The following is a 22,888-nucleotide window of genomic DNA, read 5'->3' as shown; positions in this document are numbered from 1 at the left end:
CCAGAAATGGCCTAGAAGATGACCTCGGAGAGGTCTATCATCATCTGAAAATGCTTCAAAGCCAATAAAATTCAAAAAAGAGGTCCGGAATGAGACTATTCCGAACCCCTTTTGTCTACAAACTGAATCCTTCCCTGGCAGGGAAGGATTTTTTTGTATAATTATTTTACAATGTGAATTGGGCTTCCAATAGCAACTTCTGCTGCTTCCATTGTGATTTCACCCAATGTAGGATGTGCGTGAATAGTCATTGCAAGATCTTCTGCAGTCATGCCTGCTTCAATAGCCAATCCTAGCTCAGCAATCATATCAGAAGCACTAGCACCGGCGATTTGCGCACCAATTACAAGTCCATCTTCCTTGCGTGTTACAAGTTTTAAGAATCCGTCAGTGGAATCAAGTGCAAGGGCACGGCCGTTAGCTGCAAATGGGAATTTCGCTGCTGTCACTTCGATTCCTTCTTCTTTAGCCTGCTGCTCAGTATAGCCTACAGAAGCTAATTCAGGCTCAGAGAATACAACCGCTGGGATAGCCAAGTAATCAATTTCTGCGTTGTGGCCTGCAATTACTTCAGCTGCAATCTTGCCTTCGTAAGAAGCTTTATGAGCTAATTGAGGACCTGAAACAATGTCACCAATCGCATAAATATTGCTCACACTAGTACGGCATTGTTTATCAATTTCAATAACACCGCGTTCAGTCATCTTAACACCAGCTTGCTCTAAGCCTAGTTCATCTGTATTTGGACGTCTTCCGACCATAACAAATACATAATCTGCGTCAAGAGACTTCTCTTCGCCTTTTTCTTCAAACTTAACAGTAACTCCATTTTCATTCTCTTCAACACCCTTAGCAAGTGCCTTCGTAATGAATTCAACACCTTTTTTCTTCAGGTTGCGTTTAACAAGTGATGACATTTGCTTCTCGAATCCGATTAGGATATCATCTGCACCCTCAAGGATCGTTACTTGTGAACCAAAGTTCGCATAAGCTCCTCCAAGTTCAATTCCGATAACACCGCCGCCAATTACAACGATTTTCTCAGGAATTTCCTGAAGAGCAAGAGCGCCTGTTGAATCAAGAACACGCTTAGAGAATTTAAACGTCGGCAATTCAATAGGACGGGATCCTGTTGCAATAATTGCATTTTTGAACGTGTAAGTTTGTGCTGAATTTTCATCCATTACACGAAGGGTATTACCATCAACAAAGTATGCTTCACCGCGCACGATGTCAACTTTATTTCCCTTTAAAAGTCCTTCAACTCCGCCAGTAAGCTTCTTGACTACACCGGATTTGAATTCTTGCACTTTTGTAAAGTCAACTTTAACGTTTTCAGCTGTAATTCCCATTACATCTGAGTGCTTAGCATTTTCGTAGCGGTGGCCTGCTGCGATTAAAGCTTTTGAAGGAATACATCCAACGTTTAAACAAACTCCGCCCATATTAGCTTTTTCTACGATTGTAACTTTTTGTCCAAGCTGTGCTGCACGAATTGCTGCAACATATCCCCCTGGACCAGCACCGATGACTATAGTATCTGTTTCAATTGGGAAATCTCCTACTACCATTTGTAATTACGCCTCCATTAACAATAGTTCTGGATCGTTCAGTAAACGCTTGATGTGATTCAATGCATTTTGTGCAGTTGCTCCATCAATAATTCTGTGGTCAAAGCTTAGTGATAATGCTAATACTGGAGCAGCAACAATTTCTCCATCTTTCACTACAGGCTTTTCAGCAATGCGGCCAATTCCAAGAATAGCAACTTCAGGGTGATTGATGACAGGAGTGAACCATTGTCCGCCTGCAGAACCGATATTTGTGATAGTACAAGAAGCACCCTTCATTTCGACCGGAGCAAGTTTGCCGTCACGTGCTTTACCAGCCAATTCATTGATTTCATTTGAAATCGCAAATGTAGATTTGCGGTCTGCATCCTTAACAACTGGCACAAGTAGACCTTTTTCAGTGTCTGCCGCAATACCAATGTTATAGTAGTGCTTCTGGATGATTTCACCTGCTGCATCATCAATTGAAGTATTTAGCGCTGGGAATTCACGCAATGCGCTTGTTAATGCTTTTACCACATATGGAAGGAATGTAAGCTTAATTCCTTTATTCGCTGCAACTTCTTTAAACTTCTTGCGGTGTGCAACAAGTTTCGTAACATCAATTTCATCCATTAATGTAACGTGTGGAGCTGTATGCTTAGAATTTACCATAGCTTTTGCAATAGCCTTACGGATTCCGCTCATTTTCTCGCGGGTTTCAGGATATTGTCCAGCAGGAATTGCTTGTGCAGCTGCCGGTGCAGATTCTTTTGCTTCGGCTTGTGGAGCAGCTTTCTGTGCAGGCGCTTCATTAGCTTGAGAACCGCCATTTAAGAATGCATCTATGTCATCTTTCTGGATACGGCCATTTTTGCCGCTTCCAGCTACCTGGCGAATATCTACACCTTTATCACGAGCGTATTTTCTTACTGAAGGCATAGCAATAATGCGGCGATTAGGATCCACATCCGTCTCAGAAATAACGACGCCTTCTTTTGGTGTTTCCTGAGCAGGAGCTTCCTCTTTCTTTACATCCTGGCCAGCTTCAGCAGTTGCCTGTACCTGTGCTTCTGTTTTTTCTTCTTTAGGAGCCTCATCTTCATGGTCTCCCTTGAATTTAAGGTCTTCATATCCTGGAGCATCAAAAGTAATCAATACTTGACCTACAGTTGCAACTGTACCTTCTTCAACTAGGACTTCTTCTACTTTACCTTTAACTGGCGAAGGTATCTCTACAACCGCTTTATCATTTTGAACCTCACAAAGCACGTCATCTTCTTGTACTTCGTCACCCGGCTTTACAAACCACTTGACGATTTCACCTTCATGGATACCTTCACCGATATCAGGCAATCTAAATTGGAATGCCAATGGAATTCACCCTCCTATTTTTTCAATCGTTCTAGTAAAACACGTCAGGGGGATATTTTCCCCCTTGTGTCATTAGTTATTCAATTAAAATTCAAGTACTTTTTTAGCTGTTTCAATTACATCTTTATAGTTTGGAAGCCATACTGTCTCTGCCTGCGGGAAAGCAAATACCGTATCTGGTGCAGCTACACGGAGGACCGGTGCTTCCAGGCTAAGAATTGCACGGTCATTGATTTCTGCCACAACACTAGCTGCGATACCAGCTTGTTTCTGTGCTTCCTGAACAACAATTGCTCTTCCTGTCTTTTCAACAGAAGCAATAATTGTTTCAATATCAAGAGGTGCAACTGTACGCAAGTCGATTACTTCTGCAGATTTCCCTTCTTTTTCAAGCTCTTCAGCAGCTTTTAAAGATTCATGGACCATTGCCCCATAAGTTACAATTGTAACGTCAGAACCTTCACGTTTAACTTCTGCTTTTCCAAGTGGAATTGTGTATTCCTCTTCAGGTACTTCCTGGCGGAAAGAACGGTACAATTTCATATGCTCAAGGAAAATAACAGGATCGTTATCGCGAATAGCTGAGATAAGCAGCCCCTTTGCATCATAAGGAGTTGCAGGGATAACAACCTTTAATCCAGGCTGCTGAGCCATTAGACCTTCAAGGCTGTCAGCATGCATTTCAGGAGTATGTACCCCTCCGCCGAATGGTGAACGGATTGTAACCGGCGAATTATATCTTCCACCAGAACGGTAACGCATACGTGCCAGCTGGCCGGAAATAGAATCCATTACTTCATAAACGAATCCAAAGAATTGGATTTCAGGTACCGGACGGAAGCCCTGTAAACCAAGACCTACTGCCAGACCGCCGATTCCGGATTCAGCTAGAGGTGTATCAAATACACGTTCTTCGCCAAATTCTTTTTGAAGGCCTTCGGTAGCACGGAAAACGCCGCCGTTTACGCCCACATCCTCACCGAATACCAATACATTCGGATCGTTGCGCAATTCTGTGCGTAGAGCATCAGTAATTGCCTGAATCATTGTCATTTGCGCCATGGCTTACTTCGACTCCTTTTCTTTGTATATTTCATATTGTTCTTTTAGGTTGTAAGGCATTTCTTCATACATGATGTTCATAAGGTCAGTAACCTTTTGCTTAGGTGTATCATCAGCCTTTTTAATAGCTTCTTTAATATCTTCTTTTGCTTGTTCAATTACTTCGTTTTCCATATCTTCATTCCAGATACCCTTATCTTCAAGGAACTTACGGAAACGAACAAGAGGATCTTTCTTTTCCCATTCATTATCAAGGTCAGAAGTACGGTAGCGTGTTGGATCGTCTCCAGCCATTGTGTGCGGTCCGTAACGGTAAGTCAGCGTTTCGATCAATGTAGGACCTTCTCCATTAATTGCACGTTCACGAGCTTCCCGTACAGCTGTATAGACTGCAAGCGGATCCATGCCGTCAACCTGAATTCCAGGAATACCGGCTGCCACTGCTTTTTGTGCAATTGTTTTAGCTGCTGATTGTTTTTCAACAGGAGTAGAGATTGCAAAGCGATTATTTTGCACGATAAAGATAGCAGGTGCTTTAAATGCTCCTGCAAAGTTGATGCCTTCATAGAAGTCACCTTGTGAAGCACCGCCGTCGCCAGTATAAGTGATGGCAACTTTCTTTTCGCCGCGCTTTTTCATGCCAAGGGCAACCCCTGCAGTCTGAATATATTGTGCTCCAATGATAATCTGAGGTGAAATGACATTTACACCTTCAGGCATATTACCGCCTTCGAAGTGCCCGCGGGACCATAGGAAAGCCTGGTATAACGGAAGGCCGTGCCAAATGATTTGAGGCACATCACGATAACCTGGAAGAATGAAATCTTCCTTCTCCAGTGCAAAATGAGATGCAAGCTGGGAAGCTTCCTGTCCGGCAGTAGGAGCATAGAAGCCCAAACGGCCTTGTCTGTTAAGTGAAATAGAACGCTGATCAAGAATGCGGGTATAAACCATGCGGCGCATTAATTCCTGAAGCTGCTCATCGCTTAAGTCAGGCATTGCTGAATCATTAACAACCTTGCCTTCTTCATTTAAAATTTGTAGAGTTTGGAACTGTTCTTCAACTGTTTCGAGCTGTTTTTTCGCATCGAATTGTGCCTTCTTTGTTTTAGAAGCCATATCAGTCACCCTTTCCTTTCATAAAAAGACGTTAATTTAAGAGTTTTTATACACAAAATTTAGGTTACCCAAAACGAAGCCATATTAGATACTCTTTCAAAAAGCAAAAAAGTACTTTTCCAAGCATGTTTTTATTAGCATCTCTAAATGGCAGAACGTTCTTTTCTGCTATATGCATACTTACAACTAGTGTTCCACATATCACTTCTAAAAAAACGTCTTTCTGTTCATCTTTAACTATCATATTCTGTATCAGTTAATTTTGCAACAAAATTGATACAGAAATACTTACGAGATTAAGTTTAATATACCTTCAGGAACTTCGTCAATTACCTTGCTTATTGTTTTTTTACAGTTACCATATTTTATATATTCCATTTCAAATTCCATAACTGTATTAACGCTTGCACTATATCTGTATTATAAAAAACTATTATATTTTCATGTGTTATAGTAAAGAAATTTCACCTATCGTTATTTTGGAATAAAAATTTAAGTAAGCGGATTCATAATGACCCGATGTCTCCATACGCATTGAAAGCCCAAAAATTGAGTAGGAGGGGGTGGCTAACCCCCGACCTCTCACACCACCGTACGTACCGTTCTTATACGGCGGTTCAATTAAGTTTGACGCAGAAATTCATATCTTTGATATAGACTTTTGAGCCCTCGATTACTCCAATAAGAGTTATTGAGGGTTTAGTGTAGGATTGGACTAGAGGCTATTCTCCAATATTTCTTTCTGGAGTTTCCCCATTCGTATGCCTTCTGGTCAGGAACACCTAGATCTTTGAGTTTTCTTACTCTTGTCCTCGGTTTCTTCCATTGTTTCCATTCAATCATACGAAGTCTTCTTCTAATCCACTCATCGAATTCTTTAAACTTACTTGTTGTATCAGCCAAGGCAAAATATCCACACCATCCCGTTAGATATTGATTTAGTTTCTCGATTCTAACTTCCATAGGAATTGATTTAGAACGGGAGGTTAATTCCCGTATTCTAGCTTTGATCCTTTTGATGCTTTCGTTTGCTATTCGAACCTCGGTTTCTTATTAACCGTAAAGCTAAAGCCAAGGAACTTTCGTTTCCACGGGCGATCAACCGCTGATTTCTCTCTGTTTACTTTAAGCTTTAATTTCTGCTCAATAAAGCATGTAATTGAGTTCATCACTCGTTCTCCAGCTTTCTTCGATTTCATGTAAATATTACAGTCATCGGCGTAGCGGACAAACTTGTGACCTCTCCTTTCTAACTCTTTATCAACCTTATCCAAAAGGATATTAGAAAGAAGAGGGCTCAGTGGGCCTCCTTGTGGTGTTCCTTCCTCGGCATCATAGACTACACCATTTATCATGATTCCTGCTTGGAGATATTTACGTATTAGCTTCAAGACCAATCGGTCTTGGATCCTACTTGCTAATATCCCCATTAACTTATCATGGTTCACTTTGTCAAAGAATTTCTCCAAGTCTATGTCAATTACCCATCTATAACCTTCCCTTGCGTTACGAACCGCGTCATGACCTCTTCGGTTTTGCCTAAACCCATAACTATGTTCTGAGAAGCTTGGGTCAAAAATTGGGGTTAGAACTTGGGCAATTGCCTGTTGAGTGAACCGGTCTGTCACGGTCGGTATTCCTAATAATCTTACCCCACCATTCGGTTTCGGAATTTCGACTCGACGGACTGGGTTAGGTTGATAGGTACCTTTCCTTAATGAATCACAAAGGGTGTCCCAATTTTCATAGAGGTGTCTTCGTAGGGATTTAACGGACATTCCATCTATGCCGTGACTTCCTTTGTTCTTCTCCACACGTTTAAGTGCTTCTATTAAGTTTTCCCGTGACAGTATCATATCCATTAACATGTGCTATTTCCTTTCGACGTGAACGTAGAAATCTAATTATGTTATTCCTGCTCCACCCTCATGAAGCCCCCTGTGGAATTCACCACTTCCTCCTTCAAGTAAGTCCTTTCGGATTGTCTGCTTCTATACAGGAATTATATGCCTAGTTCTCGTTCTTCCTAATTGTTCAGTCCTTCCCTTACCATCTCGAGTAGGGTAGGTACTATGACATCTGCTGACTTCTGGTTGTTCAGCTACCTATTGCTAGATAGGTTACCAAGTGTACTTGGCGTTCCAACCAGACCTCCCCGGGTAAGGGGGCAGTCTTTCCCTCCATCTATCTGCTCCATTTACTCTGTACCACCTTCGGCAGTAAGGACTTTGTTTTGTAATGCAACACTCATCCAATGGTACCTAGCCTTATATGAAGTTCGTGTTCCTCAGACCGGAGGTTTGCCGCTCGCTTCCTTCAAATTCCGCGTCACCACGGACACCCTTGCGTTAAGCTAACCACTACTACTGCCTTCATGGCTCGGGACTTTCACCCTATAGACTGCACCCATGCCGGGCGCACATTAAAAAATGCCGTGCATTTACATGCCGGCATTAATATTATTCATTTGTATTTATTTCGATCCCTGCTTCTTTATAGAAATCCAGTTTTGCTTCGTTATACTCTTTTGTTCTTTCATTGAATTGCTTATTTGAAGACAATATCTTTTCATACATTTCATTTATTTCGTTAATTTGATCTTCAAGCTGCTCGAGAGTAAGGTCTTCCTTTTTAAACATTGCGTACAGCTCTTTATCCAGTTTAAGCGCTTTGGAATAGTTCTCATAAAGAGTGTCATGTATTTTATATCTTTCCATCATAATTTCGTGCAGTTTTTTAGCTTTATCTTTCAGCTTTTGGCTCTCTATATCCTCTATTATAGGAGGTAAAGATTCAAATTCCTTTTTGGATGCCCGGATGCTTTCCTGCTCTTTCTCCATATGATTCTTCCGCTTATCCACAATCGAGGTTGCCTCATCAGACAACTTCTTAATCTCCTCGAAGTCCTTCATTCCCAGGTTGATAATTTTATCGTATAATTCCTTTTCTCTTTTCTCCAGCTTTACAAGCGGTTCCTGCTGCTTTTCAAAGTCCTTTTCTTTTTCAACTACATTTTCCAGAACATCATATACTTTTTCCTCTGGTTTTGGCTTGTTCATACAGCCTGAGAGGAAGATAGCCAAGATTATAAAAACACGCAACAGTCTGCTTTTGCTCAAAATTGACACGTTGAAACCTCCTTACTTATAACATTTTAACTATAAAGGTACCCGCCCTGTTTGACAATAGCCCTTTGGTTTGACACTTTTCACAACAGCTCACAATTTGTCCTTTTTAGAAGTGTATTTAAAGTTTATCGCTGCATTTTTCCTTTAAGACTTGGGCATAGGCCTACACCATTCATCATTTAAAACATAGGCTATATTAATCGTCCGATGTGGCAAGGAAAAAAAATGGACGATAATCTTACTTTAGGGAGGTTATCCTTCATGTACGGATATGGCGGATACGGTTATGGATGCGGTTATCCAGTAGCGGGTGCCGGCTGCGGCAGAGGCTTTGCGTTAATTGTAGTATTATTCATTCTCTTAATCATAGTTGGCTGCGCTTGCTGGAAGTTTTAATAACTTGAGAAGGTGCAAAAGCGCCTTCTCTTATTAACTTTTTTCCTCCGCTCTGATAGACTGTATATATTAATATTAAGGTAAACTAGGCAAACCTTTTGCTTTGCAGATGGTTTCTTGCCAATAATTTAGCCATTTTTTTAATCTTTATTACATAGCGGGAGTGATAACCATGCTGAGCATGCAAGATATTATTCGCGATGGCCACCCAACCTTGAGGAAAATTGCCGCGGAAGTAAACATGCCTCCATCTCCAGAAGAAAAACTGATACTTAGGGAAATGATGAACTATATAAAAAACAGCCAGAATCCAGAGCTTGCTGCTAAGTATGGATTAAGGGCAGGCATTGGATTAGCTGCTCCTCAAATTAATATTTCCAAAAGGATGATTGCTGTCCATGTCACCTATAACGGCGAGCTGTTCAGTTATGCATTCTTCAACCCTAAGATTATCAGCCATTCTGTCCAGCGGTCTTATCTGGCTGCAGGAGAAGGCTGTCTGTCTGTTGATGAATCCATTCCCGGGTTTGTGCCCCGATATTCAAAAATTACTGTTAAAGGCATTGACCTGGATGGCAATGAAGTAAAACTCAAGCTGAAAGGTCTGCCTGCGATTGTCTTCCAGCACGAGATTGATCATTTAAACGGAATCATGTTTTATGATCACATAAACAAACAAAATCCTTATCAGCCAATCGAAAATGCAATTGCTGTGGAACGTTAGTATGCCGATGCATTCACAGCATTATAAAAGAAAGCCTCCAGCTATGAAACCGGAGGCTTTTTCGATGCTATATTAATTGAAGCTCTTTTAATCCCTTCCAGATACCTTCCTGGTCCACTCCTGATGTTACACGATCTGCTGCCTTCTTTACCACTTCTTCTGCATTACCCATTGCTATCCCTGTTCCGACAGCATTCAGCATCTCTATATCGTTTAGCCCATCTCCAAAGGCATATACATCTTTCAAATCAAATCCGAGTCTTTTAATCATTTGCTTGATCCCTTCAGCTTTGGACCCGCCAGCAGGCAATACATCTACGGAATATTGGTGCCATCTGATAAAACCAAAGTCAGGATATGCAGATGAAGAAATATAGTTTTCCTCATCTTCTTTCTCGCAGAACAGCAGTGATTGATATAATTCCCTTCCGCTGTAAAACTCCCTGTCTTCCTCAGGGTGAGGGAACTTTAAGCTCCCCATGCTTTCCTCTATAAATGGATGATGGGATACTGAAGCTTTCATTGTTTTCTCATTCATAAACACTAATGGATGTCCGTTTGACTGTGCATGCCGATATAGTTTTTCAATTTCAGCCGTTCTTAGTGGATTACGGTATATCGGCTCGTTTTCAAATACTACATATTGGCCATTAAAGCTTACATATGAATCAATATCAAGTTCACTGCGAAGGTTCTCATACATGAAGGGAGCTCTGCCGGTAGCAATCGCCACAAAGGTTCCGTTCTTTTTCAGCTTTTCTATTGCCTCTTTCGTACTATCAGGTAAATTTTTCTCGTGATCCAATAAGGTCCCATCTATATCAAAGAAAACAATCTTTTTCATTTAAAACAATCTTCCTTTCAAGCAATATTCTGCTGGTTTTCATTACATGTTTTATCGTAATAAAACACTAAACCCATAAAGTGAAAAAGTCAATTTCATTGCTAAAAAGAATAATAATTTCCATTTTTACCCACGATAAATTCATTTATTTTACCATATAATAAAATTAAGAAAAGCGGAATCCCCTTGCCCGCAAAGGACGCAGATTTAAAAAAGCAGCCCGGTGGAGCTGAACAGCCACAAAAAAAGCCCCATTAATTAAAAAATCGTGTGAAAACGTCCTTGCTTCCTTTACTTTGGACAAGGATCGTTTAAAATAGAAAGTAAGGAGTTGATCCACTATGTTAAAGAAGCTGAGAAAGAAGCTCTTAAAACAGTGGAATGAAATGCTTCGAAAAAAATCTATTGCCTGACAAATTTGAGCCCTTCAAACTTGCGAAGGGCTCCTTCCTTATTGTAAATTGGTTATTAGTATACTTTTTACATAGATTCGGAAGCGTCTTGGCATTAAGAAGAATTAATATTCATATCCCTCAGGAAAAAACATGTAATACATGTTATTATTTTATATATTAGATAAAAGTTTTTTATCGGATTAAGGAGAGATAGAAATGATTTTCAAGGTATATTATCAGGATTCCAAGACAGAGGTACCGGTTAGAGAAAAAACAAAAACTATTTTTGTGGAAGGCGATTCTGAAAGAGACGTTCGCAAAAAGCTGGCTGACCGCAACTATAATATTGAATTTGTAGCATCTGTTCAGGGAGATTTCCTGGAGTATGAAAAACAAAGTGAAGACTTTAAAGTATTGGAGATTGAGTAATTTATGAAATTTGTTAAAAATGATCAAACTGCCGTTTTTGCCCTGGGCGGACTTGGCGAAATCGGGAAGAACACTTACGCTGTGCAATTCCAGGATGAAATTATCCTGATTGATGCCGGAATTAAATTTCCTGAAGACGAACTTCTTGGAATCGATTATGTTATTCCTGATTACACTTACTTAGTTAAAAACGAAGATAAAATTAAAGGGTTATTTATCACTCACGGACATGAAGACCATATTGGAGGAATTCCATATCTTCTAAGAGAAGTTAACATCCCGGTTTACGGCGGAAAGCTTGCTCTGGGGCTCCTTAGAAATAAACTTGAAGAACACGGACTGTTAAGACAGACGACTATGCATGAAATCAAGGAAGACGATATCATTAAATTCAGAAAAACTTCCGTGACTTTTTTCAGAACAACTCATAGTATTCCTGATTCATATGGAATCGTTGTCAAAACACCTCCTGGACAAGTTGTTCATACCGGGGACTTTAAATTTGATTTTACTCCTGTAGGTGAGCCGGCTAACCTGACCAAAATGGCTGAAATCGGTAAAGAAGGCGTACTTTGCCTGCTTTCTGACAGCACAAACAGTGAAATACCTGAATTCACCATGTCTGAACGCAGAGTTGGCGAAAGCATTCATGACATTTTCAGAAAAGTCGAAGGCCGGGTTATTTTTGCCACTTTCGCTTCCAACATCCACCGTCTTCAGCAGGTGACTGAAGCAGCCGTTACAAATGGCAGAAAAATTGCTGTCTTTGGCAGAAGTATGGAAGCAGCCATAAATATTGGACAGGAATTAGGATATATACAGGCACCAAAAGATACATTTATTGATGCACATCAAATTAACAGACTTCCTGCCAACCAGGTAACAATTCTTTGTACAGGAAGCCAGGGAGAGCCGATGGCCGCCCTTTCAAGAATTGCCAATGGAACGCATCGCCAGATACAGATCATTCCTGGCGACACGGTTGTATTCTCTTCATCACCTATTCCAGGGAACACAATTAGTGTCAGCAGAACGATTGACAGACTTTCCCGCGCAGGCGCAGAAGTCATTTATGGTAAATTAAGCGATATTCACACTTCCGGTCATGGCGGCCAGGAAGAACAGAAACTTATGCTACGCTTAATAAAGCCAAAATTCTTCATGCCGATTCACGGTGAATACAGAATGCAGAAAATGCATGCCAAATTGGCTGTAGATTGTGGAGTTGAGGCAGAAAATTGCTTTATCATGGATAATGGTGAAGTTCTGGCTCTCAGCGATGATTCTGCTCAGGTAGCCGGAAAAATCCCGTCTGGGTCTGTTTATATTGATGGAAGCGGAATCGGTGATATCGGAAATATTGTTTTACGGGACCGCCGTATTCTTTCTGAAGAAGGTTTAGTGGTCGTCGTAGTGAGCATCAATATGAAGGATTTCAAAATTGCTGCAGGACCTGACTTAATTTCCCGCGGATTCGTCTATATGAGGGAATCCGGAGATTTAATCAATGACGCACAGTCACTCATCACAAAACACTTAAGCAAGGTTATGGAACGCAGGACAACTCAATGGTCAGAAATCAAGAATGAAATTACCGACACGCTTGCACCTTTCCTTTATGAAAAAACCAAGCGCCGTCCAATGATTTTGCCGATTATCATGGAAGTTTAAAATATTGCATAATAGAAAAACCCTGTTTTACTTGAAATACGGTTTTTAAATATTGACAGAGAAAAAGGCTGTATCGCTCATGTGCGCGATACAGCCTTTTTCTGATGATTATGACATCACTTTCTTTTCAAAGCGATTGATATCTACATCTGCTCCAATAACAATAAGAATATCGTCAAATTGTATTTTTTCATTCGCCTGCGGAGATACGATAATTTCATTTTTTCTTTTAATTGCTACAATGTTGATTCCGTATTTTGCCCGGATATCGAGATCAATAATACTGTGGCCGGCAAGTTTTTCATTAGCCACGATTTCTACTATGCTATGCTCATCAGAGAGCTCCAGATAATCCAGTACATTATTTGATACAATACTATGGGCAATCCTTCTGCCCATATCCCTTTCAGGGTGAACAACCTGATCTGCCCCTATTTTCCTCAATACCTTAGCGTGATAATCATTCTGCGCTTTAACCGTAATCTTATTAACTCCTACCTCTTTTAAAATTAAAGTTGTCAGGATAGAGGCCTGAATATTATCGCCGATCGCCACAATAACATGGTCAAAATTACGTATTCCCAAACTCTTGATAACGGATTCGTCTGTGGTATCGCCAACTACTGCATGCGAAGCAACTCTTGCAAATTCGTTCACACGGTCTTCATTTACATCAATCGCCATAACTTCCATGCCTTCTTCGGCCAGAGCATGGCAGATGCTTCCTCCAAAACGTCCTAGTCCGATAACAGCAAATTCTTTCTTCATCCTATCTTCCCCCAGCAAAGTTAGCAATATAGACAATAATACCATAACAGCACAAACAGCAGTAAAGCTATTAGACCTTACTTCCACTGACAAAATAAAACCTCCGACCGGAGGTTTTATTTTGTTCACTAAATTGCTTCAAGCATATTGAATTGTGCCTTAACCAAATGAAAATATTCACCTTTTGCATTCATCAATTCGTTATGATTCCCCTGCTCTAAAATATTTCCATGATCGAGCACAAAGATTTGATCGGATTCCCGGATCGTCGACAGCCTGTGTGCGATAATTATGGCCGTTCTGCCCTTCAAAAGTGTCTTTAATGCCTGCTGGATCTTCATCTCTGTCTCTGTATCGATACTGGCAGTAGCTTCATCAAGTATAAGAATACGCGGGTCTGCAAGCAAGGCACGGGCAAAGGAAAGCAGCTGCCTCTCTCCAACCGATAAAATATTGCCTCTCTCCTCCACTTCGGTTTCATATCCATTTGAAAGTTTATCAATGAACCCATGTGCACCGACGGCTTTGGCTGCTTCTACTACTTCTTCATCCGTTGCATCAGGCCTGCCAAAACGGATGTTATCGCAAATTGTACCGGAAAATATGAAAGTATCCTGAAGGACAACACTGATTTGCTTGCGCAAACTTGATAAAGAAACATCATGTAAATCATAGCCATCTATTTTTACAGTACCTGCTGTGGGATCATAAAAACGGCTAATTAAGTTCGCTATGGTTGTTTTTCCAGATCCTGTATGACCGACAAGCGCTGCTGTCTGCCCTGCTTTTATCTCAAGGGAAACACCATTTAAGGCTGTTCTTTTTTCATCGTAAGAAAAAGTGACATTATCAAATTCTATCTTGCCTTCTATCTCCTGTAAATTCACAGCATCTTCCTTTTCAGATACGATTGGTTCCTCATCAAGAAATTCAAAGATTCTTTCAGAGGAAGCCATACCCATGAGCAACTGGTTATATACCATGCCAAGCCGGGAAATAGGCTCCCAAAACATCCCTAAATAAAAGGCAAAAGAAACAAATATACCTATTGATATTGTTCCGGCCTGAATCAGATGGGCCCCAAACCAAATCAGTACAGCGGTACCGAGGGCATTGGTCACTTCAACCAGTGGCCTGAACATAGCGTTTTTCTGGGAGGCAACCCTCCAGCTTTCAAAGTTCTCTGTATTCACACCATCAAAGAATGCCATGTTCTCTTTTTCCTGTGTAAAAGACTGAGTAATCCTTATCCCCTGAATGCTCTCATTTAAGTGAGAATTCAATTTGGATTGTTTTAACCGGACAGTTTGCCAGGACCTGCGGATATTTCTCCGCAAACTGGTTGAAATAAAAATCATGATCGGCAGGATGATCATTATTGCCAGAGTCAGTTCAGGACTTAATGTAAATAAAATAATAAAAATCCCTGCCAGCATGATCAAATCCATTAAAAGATTAATAACTCCATTTGTAAAAAGCTCCTGAAGGGAATTAATGTCATTCATGATTCTCACCAGTATGGAACCTGCTGAACGCTGATCAAAAAACCGATGCGATAGCGTCTGTACGTGTGTAAATAAATGTTTTCGAAGATCATAAATAACACTTTGGCCGAGCTTATTCATCCATTTAATCCTGAAATAATTTGCAGCATACGAAATCGTGTAAAGGCCTGCAATCAAAGCTACTAGAACAGCAAGCAACCGCCCGTCCTTTTCAATTAGCGCTTTATCTAATGTATACACACCGATTAGGATAGGAATGATCAACCTGACTGCTGTATTAATTAATACCATAATAATAGAGAACGGGAGTAAATTTTTTTTGTAAGGTTCCATATAACTGAATAAGCGCAGCATCTGCTTCCAGTTAAATGGCTTTTCGATTACTTCGTCAGCAGAGTACTGGAACCTGTTTAACAAATTGTCACTTTTCGATTTAGTTTTTTTCAAGGACACCCCTCCTAGCCTGCATTTGATTGGAGAACCTTATCACGGTCCTGATACTGAATATCGTAAATCCGCTGATATGGGCCATTATTTTTTAGCAGCTTTTCATGTGTCCCCCGCTCAGCCACTTTCCCGTTCTCAAGTACAAGTATTTCATCTGCATGCTTAAGGGATGAAATCCGATGGGCAATGATAAATGTAGTTCGATCAGCCATTACTTCCTTCAAAGCTTTTTGTATTCGGAATTCCGTTTCCATATCCACAGCACTTGTTGCATCATCCAGAACTAAAATGCTGGGATCTGCACAAATTGCCCTCGCTATCGCAATCCTTTGTTTCTGGCCGCCTGATAGCCCCATGCCCCTCTCGCCAAGAATAGTATCGTACTGACCAGGAAGCTCCATGATAAATTCATGAGCCTGTGCACGTTTGGCAGCTTCAATAATTTCCTCCATGGTTGAATCAGGCTTCCCAAATGCAATATTCGATTTAATCGAAGAAGAAAACAAAAAAGATTCCTGAAGAACAAAGCTGATGTTTCTTCTCAGAGATTGAAGAGAGTATTCCTGCACATCTACCCCATCAATCATTACATCCCCTTTAACAGGCTCGTAAAATCTTGTCATAAGCTGCGTTAAGCTCGTTTTCCCAGAGCCTGTAGAGCCGATTAACCCAATCACCTTTCCTGGCTCAGCATGAAATGAAATATCCGATAATGCGTCATTGACATCCTCGGAGTACCTCAGTGTAACATTGCGGAATTCGACATCACCATGCAAACGCTCTGCCTTTATACATGTATCAGCATCCTCAATCTCAATATCTGCTTCCAGGATCTCAATGAGCCGCTCTCCAGAGGCTTTCGACTGTGAAAATAGGTTAACGATGAAGCCCAGGTTCATAATTGGCCACATAATATACCAGACAAGGCTATAAAAAGCGACAAGTTCCCCTGGTTTCAAACTGCCTGCCATAACAAGATAACCGCCGTATGCCAGAAGCAGTACAACACTTAAATTGCCCAAAAACTCCATTAACGGAAAATATTTGGCCCAAATATCAGATGTAAAAAGATATTTATCCTTATAATCACTGTTAGAGTCATTGAATTTATTAATCTCGAAATCTTCTCGGGATAATGATTTCACAGTATTAATTCCGCTTATATTCTCTTGAACCTTTGTATTCAGGTGCCCGAATGATTTTCGGACACCCCGGAATGCGGGGTGTACAGCTTTGTCGAATCTAAAGGTGACTACCGCAAGAAAGGGCAGCGTAATCAGTGTGACAATAGCCAGCGGAATAGAATAATAAAACATAACTGACATACTGATAAGGATCAATAAACCAAAACGAATGAGTTCAGAAAATCCGAATGAAAGAAAGAACCGGAATCCCTCGACATCTGCAGTCAGCCGGGACATTAAATCGCCTGTTTTGGCATTATCATAATATCTAAAAGGCAGAAACTGCAGTTTTTCATAAAGTACATTTCTAAGCTTATAAACCGATGTGATTCCAAATAAATCACCTGTGTACTGATGAATATAAGTCGCCCCTCCCTTCACGGCCATTATGGCAATAAAACCTAAAGCCAAATAAGGGATCCACCCATAATTTCCTCCAATGACAACTTCATCAATCGTCAACTGCAGAATCATTGGATAGACAACTGTTATTGCTGTCACAATAAACAGAAAAAATATGGACCAAATAAAGTAATGTTTAAATGGCCAGTAATACTGCTTTAACTTTTTAAATGTCTCCATCTGCATTCCCCCTTTTAATTTGCGGAAAAATTAGAAAAGTTAGAACGTAATATTAAATATATCGAGTTTCGAAGTATTTTTCCACCCCTTTTTGTTTGATTTTGCACTTTTTTTGAAATCAAACAACTATTTTCCAAATATTTTGCTTCTCCATGCTGCCCGTATAAATTGCAAGCAAAAAGCTGATTTCCCAGACCCTATTTGGAATCTTTGAAATCAGCTTTGTATAGTGCCTTAGCCTTTATAATTTAAATATGCTGCAATCAATTCAATTGCGGTTTCAATTGCATTTTCATTTGGATTCAGCCTGGCATGATGAAGTCCATATTCTGAATCGACCCCAAGCCAAAACATAAACCCCGGAATTTCTTCAAGCATATAGCCAAAGTCCTCACCTGTCATGGCTTCACGGCATTCCACCACATTAATGTCTGTACTGGAACGGACAAACTCCATAAATTCTCTTGTTAAGATCTCCTCATTGTAAACCTGATGATACATGCTGCCATAATTGATGGAAGCTTCACATTCATACCCAACTTCAATGCCTTTAACAAGTGCCTGAATTCTGCTTTTTACCTTCTTCATTGATTCTGGAGACAAAGTGCGAATGGTACCTTCAAGCCTTGCTTTTTCAGCTATGATGTTTTGAACAGTGCCACCTGTTATTTTTCCAATTGTAACGACTGCGCTGTCCAGGGGATCCACGTTCCTCGAAATGATGGACTGAAGCTGGCTGACCAGGGTACATGCTGCCACGACCATATCATTGGTATTATGCGGGTATGCGGCATGTCCCCCTTTTCCTTTCAAATCAATGAAAAGTTCCGACGTATTTGCAAACAGCAAGCCTTCTCTCAATGCGATGGTTCCGACAGGATATTCCGGAGCAATATGCAGTGCCAATATCATATCAGGCTTCCATTCTTTCATTATGTCAGATTTAAGCATGGGTTCTGCCCCGCCAGGGCCTTCTTCTGCCGGCTGAAATATAAACAGTAAATCATCGTTAATGCGATCTTCTGTGAATTTTGTTATTAGACCGAGTGCAATAGACATATGAAAATCATGTCCGCAGGCATGCATTTGCTCACTATGCTCGGATTTGAACGACAGGCCTGTCTCCTCAATAATAGGAAGACCGTCTATATCAGCACGATATCCAATCATCCGGGAAGGATTCACACCGTTGATTTTTACAAAAATCCCCGTTTTCCAAGTTTTAATTTCCAAATTGTCCTGAGGGAGAGAATATAGGTAATCTAATAGAAACTGCTGTGTTTTAAATTCACGGAACCCTAACTCCGGTATTTTATGCAGCTCCCGCCGTAATAAAACGAATGGATTATTTGTGACCAAAACTAGCTTCCCCCTTGTTAAAAATGCCCCTATATATTTCTTCACAAAATAGCAATCTAAATTAATCCTTTAGAAAAAGCGCGGATCGAGATCCACGCTTTTTAAACTATTATAATTGGCGAAGTTCTTGCTTAATTTCTGTTTTAGACTTCGTTTTTTCATCAATCTCTTTAATCACACGAGCTGGTGTACCTGCCACCACTGTATATGGCGGCACATCATCAATGACAATAGCACCTGCAGCAACTACAGCTCCCTTACCGACGGTTACACCTTCAAGTACAACCGCATTAGCTCCGATAACGACATCATCTTCTACAACGACTGGTTTTGCTGAAGGAGGCTCAATAACACCGGCCAATACAGTTCCTGCTCCAATATGACAGTTCTTTCCGACTGTAGCTCTTCCGCCAAGTACAACATTCATGTCAATCATTGTACCTTCACCAATCACTGATCCGATATTAATGGAAGCACCCATCATGATTACAGCGTTATCACCGATTTCTACCTGGTCACGGATGATGGCACCCGGCTCGATGCGCGCTTTAATATTTTTCATATCAAGCATTGGAATCGCTGAGTTTCTGCGGTCATTTTCAATCACATAATCTTCAATTTTTGACTGGTTTGTTTCAATTGCCTGGCTAATTTCAGACCATTCACCAAACACAACCCCGGTGCTGCCGTTTATAAAGGCCTTTGCAGAGGCTCCGAAGTCGATTCCTTCTAATTCACCTTTAATATAAACTTTTACAGGTGTGGATTTTGTGCTGTTCTGGATAAAAGAAATAATCTCATTTGCATCCATCATTTTCATAATAAAAATCCTCCTCTATGTATAACATTGCAACTAGGATTACTTTAACAAACAAAAGCACTGAAAACAAGAAAAATAACTATGGATAAGAAAACGGAAAATCATTGTCTTTCTTCTTCAATATGCTCCTTTATTAACTCAACAAATGCCTGCACCTGCTTGAGCTGAAAGGCAGATTCGTACCCCAGGAGCCACGTATCACGCTTAATTGGCAAATTATTTTCATCAAGCAGCGGAATCTTGAAAATATTTTTCTCTGCACCATTCAGCGTAATGGCCGGGAGAATGGCGTACCCTATTCCATTGAAAGTCATTTGCTTGCATGTTTCAATTTGGTCAACTACTATTGTCCTTTTTGGAGAAGTTTTGAACTGCCGCAGCCACCAGTCCTGTATTTCCTGATAATAGTTTGAATCACTCTTAAATTGAATAAATGGCCGGTCTGTTTCAAGAACCTGCTCGGGTCTTGTAATCTCTGTGTCAACCAAATAAAGACTGTCCTTAAATAAAGGGATTTTAATCCCTTTCCAATCCGGAGTTCCTCTGATAATTCCAATATGAACCTGATCATCATAAAGAGATTTTAATATTTCACTGCTCCAGCCTGTGATCAGAGAAATTTTTGCCTGGGGATAGCGGCTAACGAACTTTTTAAGAACCTGTGGCAGCCAATTCTGTCCAACAATTGATGCAACTGCAATTTTTAACGTTCCATGAATCTCCGAATTGAGGGCACTAATTGATTCCCTTACTTTTTCTTCTTTGACCAGAACTTCATTTACGAATTGAATAACAATTTCTCCTGCCGGTGTCAGAGACAGTCCCTTTTGAGAGCGGAGGAATAGCTTGTTCCCCCATTCCTTTTCAATATTCACAAGACGCTGTGAAAGCGCCGGCTGCGATACAAATAAACGCTCAGCCGCTTTCCTCATATTCATTTCCTGTGCCAGCACAGATAAAAGATGAAATTCTGTAAGTGAAGACATAAACATCTTCCCTTCATAACTTTTTCTTATAGTATATCCTAATTACTTTTGAATTTCTTTATCATTGATAATGATTTAGATACAAAGTTCCAGGAGTGAAACATAAAAAATCTCTGCACTATAAATGCAGAGATTTACATGCGCCTAATCGGCAATTTCCTTTTCATGTTTTGGTAGTGCAATGACCAATAAGAAGCTTATCACGGCAAATAAAAGCACTGCATAATACACCGAATGAAGTGAAACGGTGAGGCCATTCTGCAGAATTTCCTTTATTCCCTCATCCATACTGTTTCTCGCATCTTCATTTAATAATACATTAGCTGAATCTAACGATAAGCTGGCGTCTATGCCTTCACCATTCTTCTGTATATAAGATTTGATCTGACTGTTTAAAATTCCGCCAAGCAAGGCTGCTCCAATAGTGTTGCCCAGATTTCTCATAAACATATTGGCAGCAGTGGCAATACCCCTTTGATTCCATTCTACTGTACTCTGAATGGATACAATAAAAGCTGTAGTGGTTAAGCCCATGCCTGCTCCGACCAGAAAGCTCCCCGCTGCTGCCCATACGGGTCCCGCTTCGGGAGTGAGTGTAACAAACATAATACTCCCCACTATCAAAAACACTCCGCCTATGACAGATGTACTTCTAAAACCAATTTTTAAAAGCAGCTTGCCTGCCGCTGCTGAAGCAATTGGCCATCCAATCGACATCGTAGTAAGTGTAAAGCCGGCTACAATCGGAGATCTTTCCATGACTCCCTGTACAAATGCAGGCAGAAAACTGGAAATTCCTATAAGCATGACACCAGTGGTTAAGGAAGCCAGATTAGCAATTAATAACGGCTTCTCCTTCCATATATTAAAAGGCATTATTGGTTCTGCAGCTTTTTGTTCCTGCAGGATAAATAAAACAAAGGCAATTACACTGACCGATAATAGGCTTATGGCTTCAATGGAATTCCATGCCCAATTTGTTCCTCCCTCCACAAGCACAAACATGAGAGATGAAATGGAAACAGTTAATAGCACAGCTCCGGCATAATCAATCTGGTGTTTTTTCCTTTCCACATTTTCATGAAGGAAAAGCCATAGACCTGCAATAGCCATGATGCCAAGCGGAATGTTAACCCAAAAAACATATCGCCAGCTGACGAATTCAACCAGCAGTCCGCCGATTGCAGGGCCCATGATCGCTGAAATTCCCCAAACGCTTGATAAATACCCCTGCACCTGTGCCCTTTCCTCTTTTGTATAAATATCCCCGACAATGGTTGTTGCAATCGGCATGACTGCTCCGGCACCAAAACCCTGGATTAATCTAAAAATGATCAGTGCAGTCATTGATTCTGCAAAACCGCATAAAATGGAACCAATTAAAAAGATAATAATTCCGAACGTTAAAACGGGCTTCCGCCCAAATAAGTCAGAAAGCTTGCCGTAAATCAAAACAGTCACAGCATTCATTAATAGATATGCTGAAAACACCCAGCTGTATAAAGCAAATCCACCTAAATCCCCGACAATGGCAGGCATCGCGGTTGACACTATGGTTGCTTCAATGGCCCCCATAAACATGGCAAGCATTACTGAAGCCAGCACAAAATGCTTTTTTGTCACTTTCCTCTTTCCTTGAGGTATTTTATGTAAATTTTGACTCAAGTATTTCCCCTCCAAGAATAAATCCGAAAATTCGGCCATAAACCCGTCTGAATACTCATAGTTGAAAATAAAGCAAGCTCCCACTGCGGGGAGCTAATTTTTATTGTTTATTTAACCGTCTGATATGTTTGTTTAGTTGATCCAATACTGTTCTGCGGGTAAGTATTCCCTCAAAATAGCCTTCCTTGTTTTCAACACAAATAAATGGATGGTCAACTAATAGCGCGATCGATTGCTGGATAGAAGATTCAGAATCAAGCCTTGGAATATTTGAGTTCATAGCCTCTTCAACCCTTTTTTTCTCCAGTTGTTCAAACTCAATCCGCTCGAGACCAAGAATGGAATCCATAATAATGGGTGTGCTGATTAAGCCCTGCAGCTTGTATTGAGGGTCCAGTACAGGAATTGCTGTATATCCGCTTTTCGTTAGTACTAAGAGGGCATGCTCCAGGCTATTTCCAACCTGCACATGTGCTACCCGTTCAGAAGGAATCATGAAATCACTAATATTAAATCCTAAAAATTCCTCGCTATGAAGACTGATCATCACCGAAAACTCCTCAAAAATTAGTTATACTTCTTAACCATTTTATCACAGTCTTCAGCATTTTGCGCCTATTATCCTTTACTGGTTTGAATGTCTTTGACTTCATAGCCGCAGTCAGGACAATGAAAAATAACATTTTGATTTGATTGTGCAGTTAATACAGAATCAATTTCTTTTTCTGCCCGACAGCCCGGACATTTTACAGTTGGCATCATTCGGCTTCACCTCAACTTAGATAATATACAGCTTATTGTTCTCAATACCTAAGGTTACGAGCCTTTATTGTCTTTTAAAATTTCTTTCATATCTTCCATAATTTCCCTAATTCTTATT

The 22,888-nt window shown here is 40.5% G+C and carries 19 protein-coding genes and 1 pseudogene; 4 read left to right on the top strand and 16 right to left on the bottom strand.

Annotated elements, in window-relative coordinates; all coding sequences use genetic code 11:
- Window positions 1-161: 161 nt before the first annotated feature.
- The 6 genes and pseudogenes from lpdA to M3205_RS17455 form a co-directional block, all read right to left on the bottom strand.
- A complete protein-coding gene (gene lpdA, locus M3205_RS17480) occupies window positions 162-1,571 on the bottom strand; it encodes a dihydrolipoyl dehydrogenase (protein ID WP_251171096.1) in 1,410 nt (469 codons plus the stop codon).
- A gap of 6 nt (window positions 1,572-1,577) precedes the next feature.
- Complete coding sequence (locus tag M3205_RS17475; RefSeq protein ID WP_251171095.1) at window positions 1,578-2,924, bottom strand: dihydrolipoamide acetyltransferase family protein; 1,347 nt, start codon at window positions 2,922-2,924, stop codon at window positions 1,578-1,580.
- 84 nt (window positions 2,925-3,008) lie between these two features.
- Complete coding sequence (locus M3205_RS17470; protein ID WP_251171094.1) at window positions 3,009-3,986, bottom strand: alpha-ketoacid dehydrogenase subunit beta; 978 nt, start codon at window positions 3,984-3,986, stop codon at window positions 3,009-3,011.
- A 3-nt stretch (window positions 3,987-3,989) separates the two neighbouring features.
- Complete coding sequence (gene pdhA, locus M3205_RS17465; RefSeq protein WP_251171093.1) at window positions 3,990-5,105, bottom strand: pyruvate dehydrogenase (acetyl-transferring) E1 component subunit alpha; 1,116 nt, start codon at window positions 5,103-5,105, stop codon at window positions 3,990-3,992.
- 621 nt (window positions 5,106-5,726) lie between these two features.
- Window positions 5,727-6,973, bottom strand: a pseudogene (gene ltrA / locus M3205_RS17460) (group II intron reverse transcriptase/maturase).
- A gap of 591 nt (window positions 6,974-7,564) precedes the next feature.
- Window positions 7,565-8,233 carry a YkyA family protein gene (locus M3205_RS17455; protein WP_251171092.1) on the bottom strand — a complete coding sequence of 223 codons (669 nt, stop codon included), beginning with the start codon at window positions 8,231-8,233 and terminating at the stop codon, window positions 7,565-7,567.
- 261 nt (window positions 8,234-8,494) lie between these two features.
- Here M3205_RS17455 and M3205_RS17450 point away from each other — a divergent pair, with 261 nt between their 5' ends.
- Both M3205_RS17450 and def read left to right on the top strand, forming a co-directional pair.
- Window positions 8,495-8,629 (top strand): YjcZ family sporulation protein, encoded by a 135-nt coding sequence (locus tag M3205_RS17450; RefSeq protein WP_081757237.1) that lies wholly within the window; start codon window positions 8,495-8,497, stop codon window positions 8,627-8,629.
- 172 nt (window positions 8,630-8,801) lie between these two features.
- Entirely contained in the window at window positions 8,802-9,353 is a 552-nt protein-coding gene (gene def / locus M3205_RS17445; protein WP_251171091.1) for a peptide deformylase, read from the top strand.
- A 67-nt stretch (window positions 9,354-9,420) separates the two neighbouring features.
- Here the strand turns inward: def and M3205_RS17440 are convergent, their stop codons facing one another.
- Complete coding sequence (locus tag M3205_RS17440; RefSeq protein WP_251171090.1) at window positions 9,421-10,197, bottom strand: Cof-type HAD-IIB family hydrolase; 777 nt, start codon at window positions 10,195-10,197, stop codon at window positions 9,421-9,423.
- A 611-nt stretch (window positions 10,198-10,808) separates the two neighbouring features.
- On the opposite strand from M3205_RS17440, the gene M3205_RS17435 reads away from it, so the two are divergent.
- Window positions 10,809-11,021, top strand: a complete 213-nt coding sequence (locus tag M3205_RS17435) for a DNA-dependent RNA polymerase subunit epsilon (protein WP_095244074.1) — start codon at window positions 10,809-10,811, stop codon at window positions 11,019-11,021.
- 3 nt (window positions 11,022-11,024) lie between these two features.
- Window positions 11,025-12,692: a ribonuclease J1 gene (gene rnjA / locus M3205_RS17430; protein ID WP_251171089.1), complete on the top strand. Its 1,668-nt coding sequence runs from the start codon at window positions 11,025-11,027 to the stop codon at window positions 12,690-12,692.
- Between the two features lie 108 nt (window positions 12,693-12,800).
- Here the strand turns inward: rnjA and M3205_RS17425 are convergent, their stop codons facing one another.
- The 9 genes from M3205_RS17425 to M3205_RS17385 all read right to left on the bottom strand — a co-directional run bounded on the left by M3205_RS17425 (window position 12,801) and on the right by M3205_RS17385 (window position 22,770).
- The gene (locus M3205_RS17425) at window positions 12,801-13,460 is read right to left on the bottom strand and encodes a potassium channel family protein (RefSeq protein ID WP_251171088.1); all 660 of its coding nucleotides are present in this window, start codon (window positions 13,458-13,460) and stop codon (window positions 12,801-12,803) included.
- Window positions 13,461-13,588: 128 nt separating this feature from the next.
- Window positions 13,589-15,412, bottom strand: coding sequence for an ABC transporter ATP-binding protein (locus tag M3205_RS17420; protein WP_251171087.1), 1,824 nt, complete (start codon window positions 15,410-15,412; stop codon window positions 13,589-13,591).
- Between the two features lie 11 nt (window positions 15,413-15,423).
- Complete coding sequence (locus tag M3205_RS17415) at window positions 15,424-17,178, bottom strand: ABC transporter ATP-binding protein (RefSeq protein ID WP_251171086.1); 1,755 nt, start codon at window positions 17,176-17,178, stop codon at window positions 15,424-15,426.
- 234 nt (window positions 17,179-17,412) lie between these two features.
- Window positions 17,413-18,537 (bottom strand): N-acetyldiaminopimelate deacetylase, encoded by a 1,125-nt coding sequence (locus M3205_RS17410; protein WP_251171085.1) that lies wholly within the window; start codon window positions 18,535-18,537, stop codon window positions 17,413-17,415.
- Between the two features lie 109 nt (window positions 18,538-18,646).
- Window positions 18,647-19,357, bottom strand: a complete 711-nt coding sequence (gene dapD / locus M3205_RS17405; RefSeq protein WP_251171084.1) for a 2,3,4,5-tetrahydropyridine-2,6-dicarboxylate N-acetyltransferase — start codon at window positions 19,355-19,357, stop codon at window positions 18,647-18,649.
- A gap of 101 nt (window positions 19,358-19,458) precedes the next feature.
- Window positions 19,459-20,343 (bottom strand): LysR family transcriptional regulator, encoded by an 885-nt coding sequence (locus M3205_RS17400; protein WP_251171083.1) that lies wholly within the window; start codon window positions 20,341-20,343, stop codon window positions 19,459-19,461.
- Between the two features lie 144 nt (window positions 20,344-20,487).
- Window positions 20,488-22,047 carry an MDR family MFS transporter gene (locus tag M3205_RS17395; protein WP_251171082.1) on the bottom strand — a complete coding sequence of 520 codons (1,560 nt, stop codon included), beginning with the start codon at window positions 22,045-22,047 and terminating at the stop codon, window positions 20,488-20,490.
- A gap of 61 nt (window positions 22,048-22,108) precedes the next feature.
- Window positions 22,109-22,555 carry a cyclic-di-AMP-binding protein CbpB gene (gene cbpB / locus M3205_RS17390; RefSeq protein ID WP_251171081.1) on the bottom strand — a complete coding sequence of 149 codons (447 nt, stop codon included), beginning with the start codon at window positions 22,553-22,555 and terminating at the stop codon, window positions 22,109-22,111.
- A gap of 71 nt (window positions 22,556-22,626) precedes the next feature.
- The gene (locus M3205_RS17385) at window positions 22,627-22,770 is read right to left on the bottom strand and encodes a hypothetical protein (RefSeq protein WP_251171099.1); all 144 of its coding nucleotides are present in this window, start codon (window positions 22,768-22,770) and stop codon (window positions 22,627-22,629) included.
- Window positions 22,771-22,888: the final 118 nt, after the last annotated feature.

Origin of the sequence: Cytobacillus firmus, assembly GCF_023715565.1 — a bacterium.
Classification (GTDB): domain Bacteria; phylum Bacillota; class Bacilli; order Bacillales; family Cytobacillaceae; genus Cytobacillus; species Cytobacillus firmus_C.
This window is presented reverse-complemented; position numbering and strand designations above follow the sequence as displayed.

What these genes read in the sequence shown, in the direction of transcription:
- M3205_RS17470 (WP_251171094.1), bottom strand. Translation starts at nt 3,986, where the DNA reads ATGGCGCAAATGACAATGATTCAGGCAATTACTGATGCTCTACGCACA.
- M3205_RS17450 (WP_081757237.1), top strand. Translation starts at nt 8,495, where the DNA reads ATGTACGGATATGGCGGATACGGTTATGGATGCGGTTATCCAGTAGCG.
- rnjA (WP_251171089.1), top strand. Translation starts at nt 11,025, where the DNA reads ATGAAATTTGTTAAAAATGATCAAACTGCCGTTTTTGCCCTGGGCGGA.
- pdhA (WP_251171093.1), bottom strand. Translation starts at nt 5,105, where the DNA reads ATGGCTTCTAAAACAAAGAAGGCACAATTCGATGCGAAAAAACAGCTC.
- dapD (WP_251171084.1), bottom strand. Translation starts at nt 19,357, where the DNA reads ATGAAAATGATGGATGCAAATGAGATTATTTCTTTTATCCAGAACAGC.
- def (WP_251171091.1), top strand. Translation starts at nt 8,802, where the DNA reads ATGCTGAGCATGCAAGATATTATTCGCGATGGCCACCCAACCTTGAGG.
- M3205_RS17440 (WP_251171090.1), bottom strand. Translation starts at nt 10,197, where the DNA reads ATGAAAAAGATTGTTTTCTTTGATATAGATGGGACCTTATTGGATCAC.
- cbpB (WP_251171081.1), bottom strand. Translation starts at nt 22,555, where the DNA reads ATGATCAGTCTTCATAGCGAGGAATTTTTAGGATTTAATATTAGTGAT.
- M3205_RS17385 (WP_251171099.1), bottom strand. Translation starts at nt 22,770, where the DNA reads ATGATGCCAACTGTAAAATGTCCGGGCTGTCGGGCAGAAAAAGAAATT.
- M3205_RS17400 (WP_251171083.1), bottom strand. Translation starts at nt 20,343, where the DNA reads ATGTCTTCACTTACAGAATTTCATCTTTTATCTGTGCTGGCACAGGAA.
- lpdA (WP_251171096.1), bottom strand. Translation starts at nt 1,571, where the DNA reads ATGGTAGTAGGAGATTTCCCAATTGAAACAGATACTATAGTCATCGGT.
- M3205_RS17435 (WP_095244074.1), top strand. Translation starts at nt 10,809, where the DNA reads ATGATTTTCAAGGTATATTATCAGGATTCCAAGACAGAGGTACCGGTT.
- M3205_RS17415 (WP_251171086.1), bottom strand. Translation starts at nt 17,178, where the DNA reads ATGGAGACATTTAAAAAGTTAAAGCAGTATTACTGGCCATTTAAACAT.
- M3205_RS17425 (WP_251171088.1), bottom strand. Translation starts at nt 13,460, where the DNA reads ATGAAGAAAGAATTTGCTGTTATCGGACTAGGACGTTTTGGAGGAAGC.
- M3205_RS17395 (WP_251171082.1), bottom strand. Translation starts at nt 22,047, where the DNA reads ATGGCCGAATTTTCGGATTTATTCTTGGAGGGGAAATACTTGAGTCAA.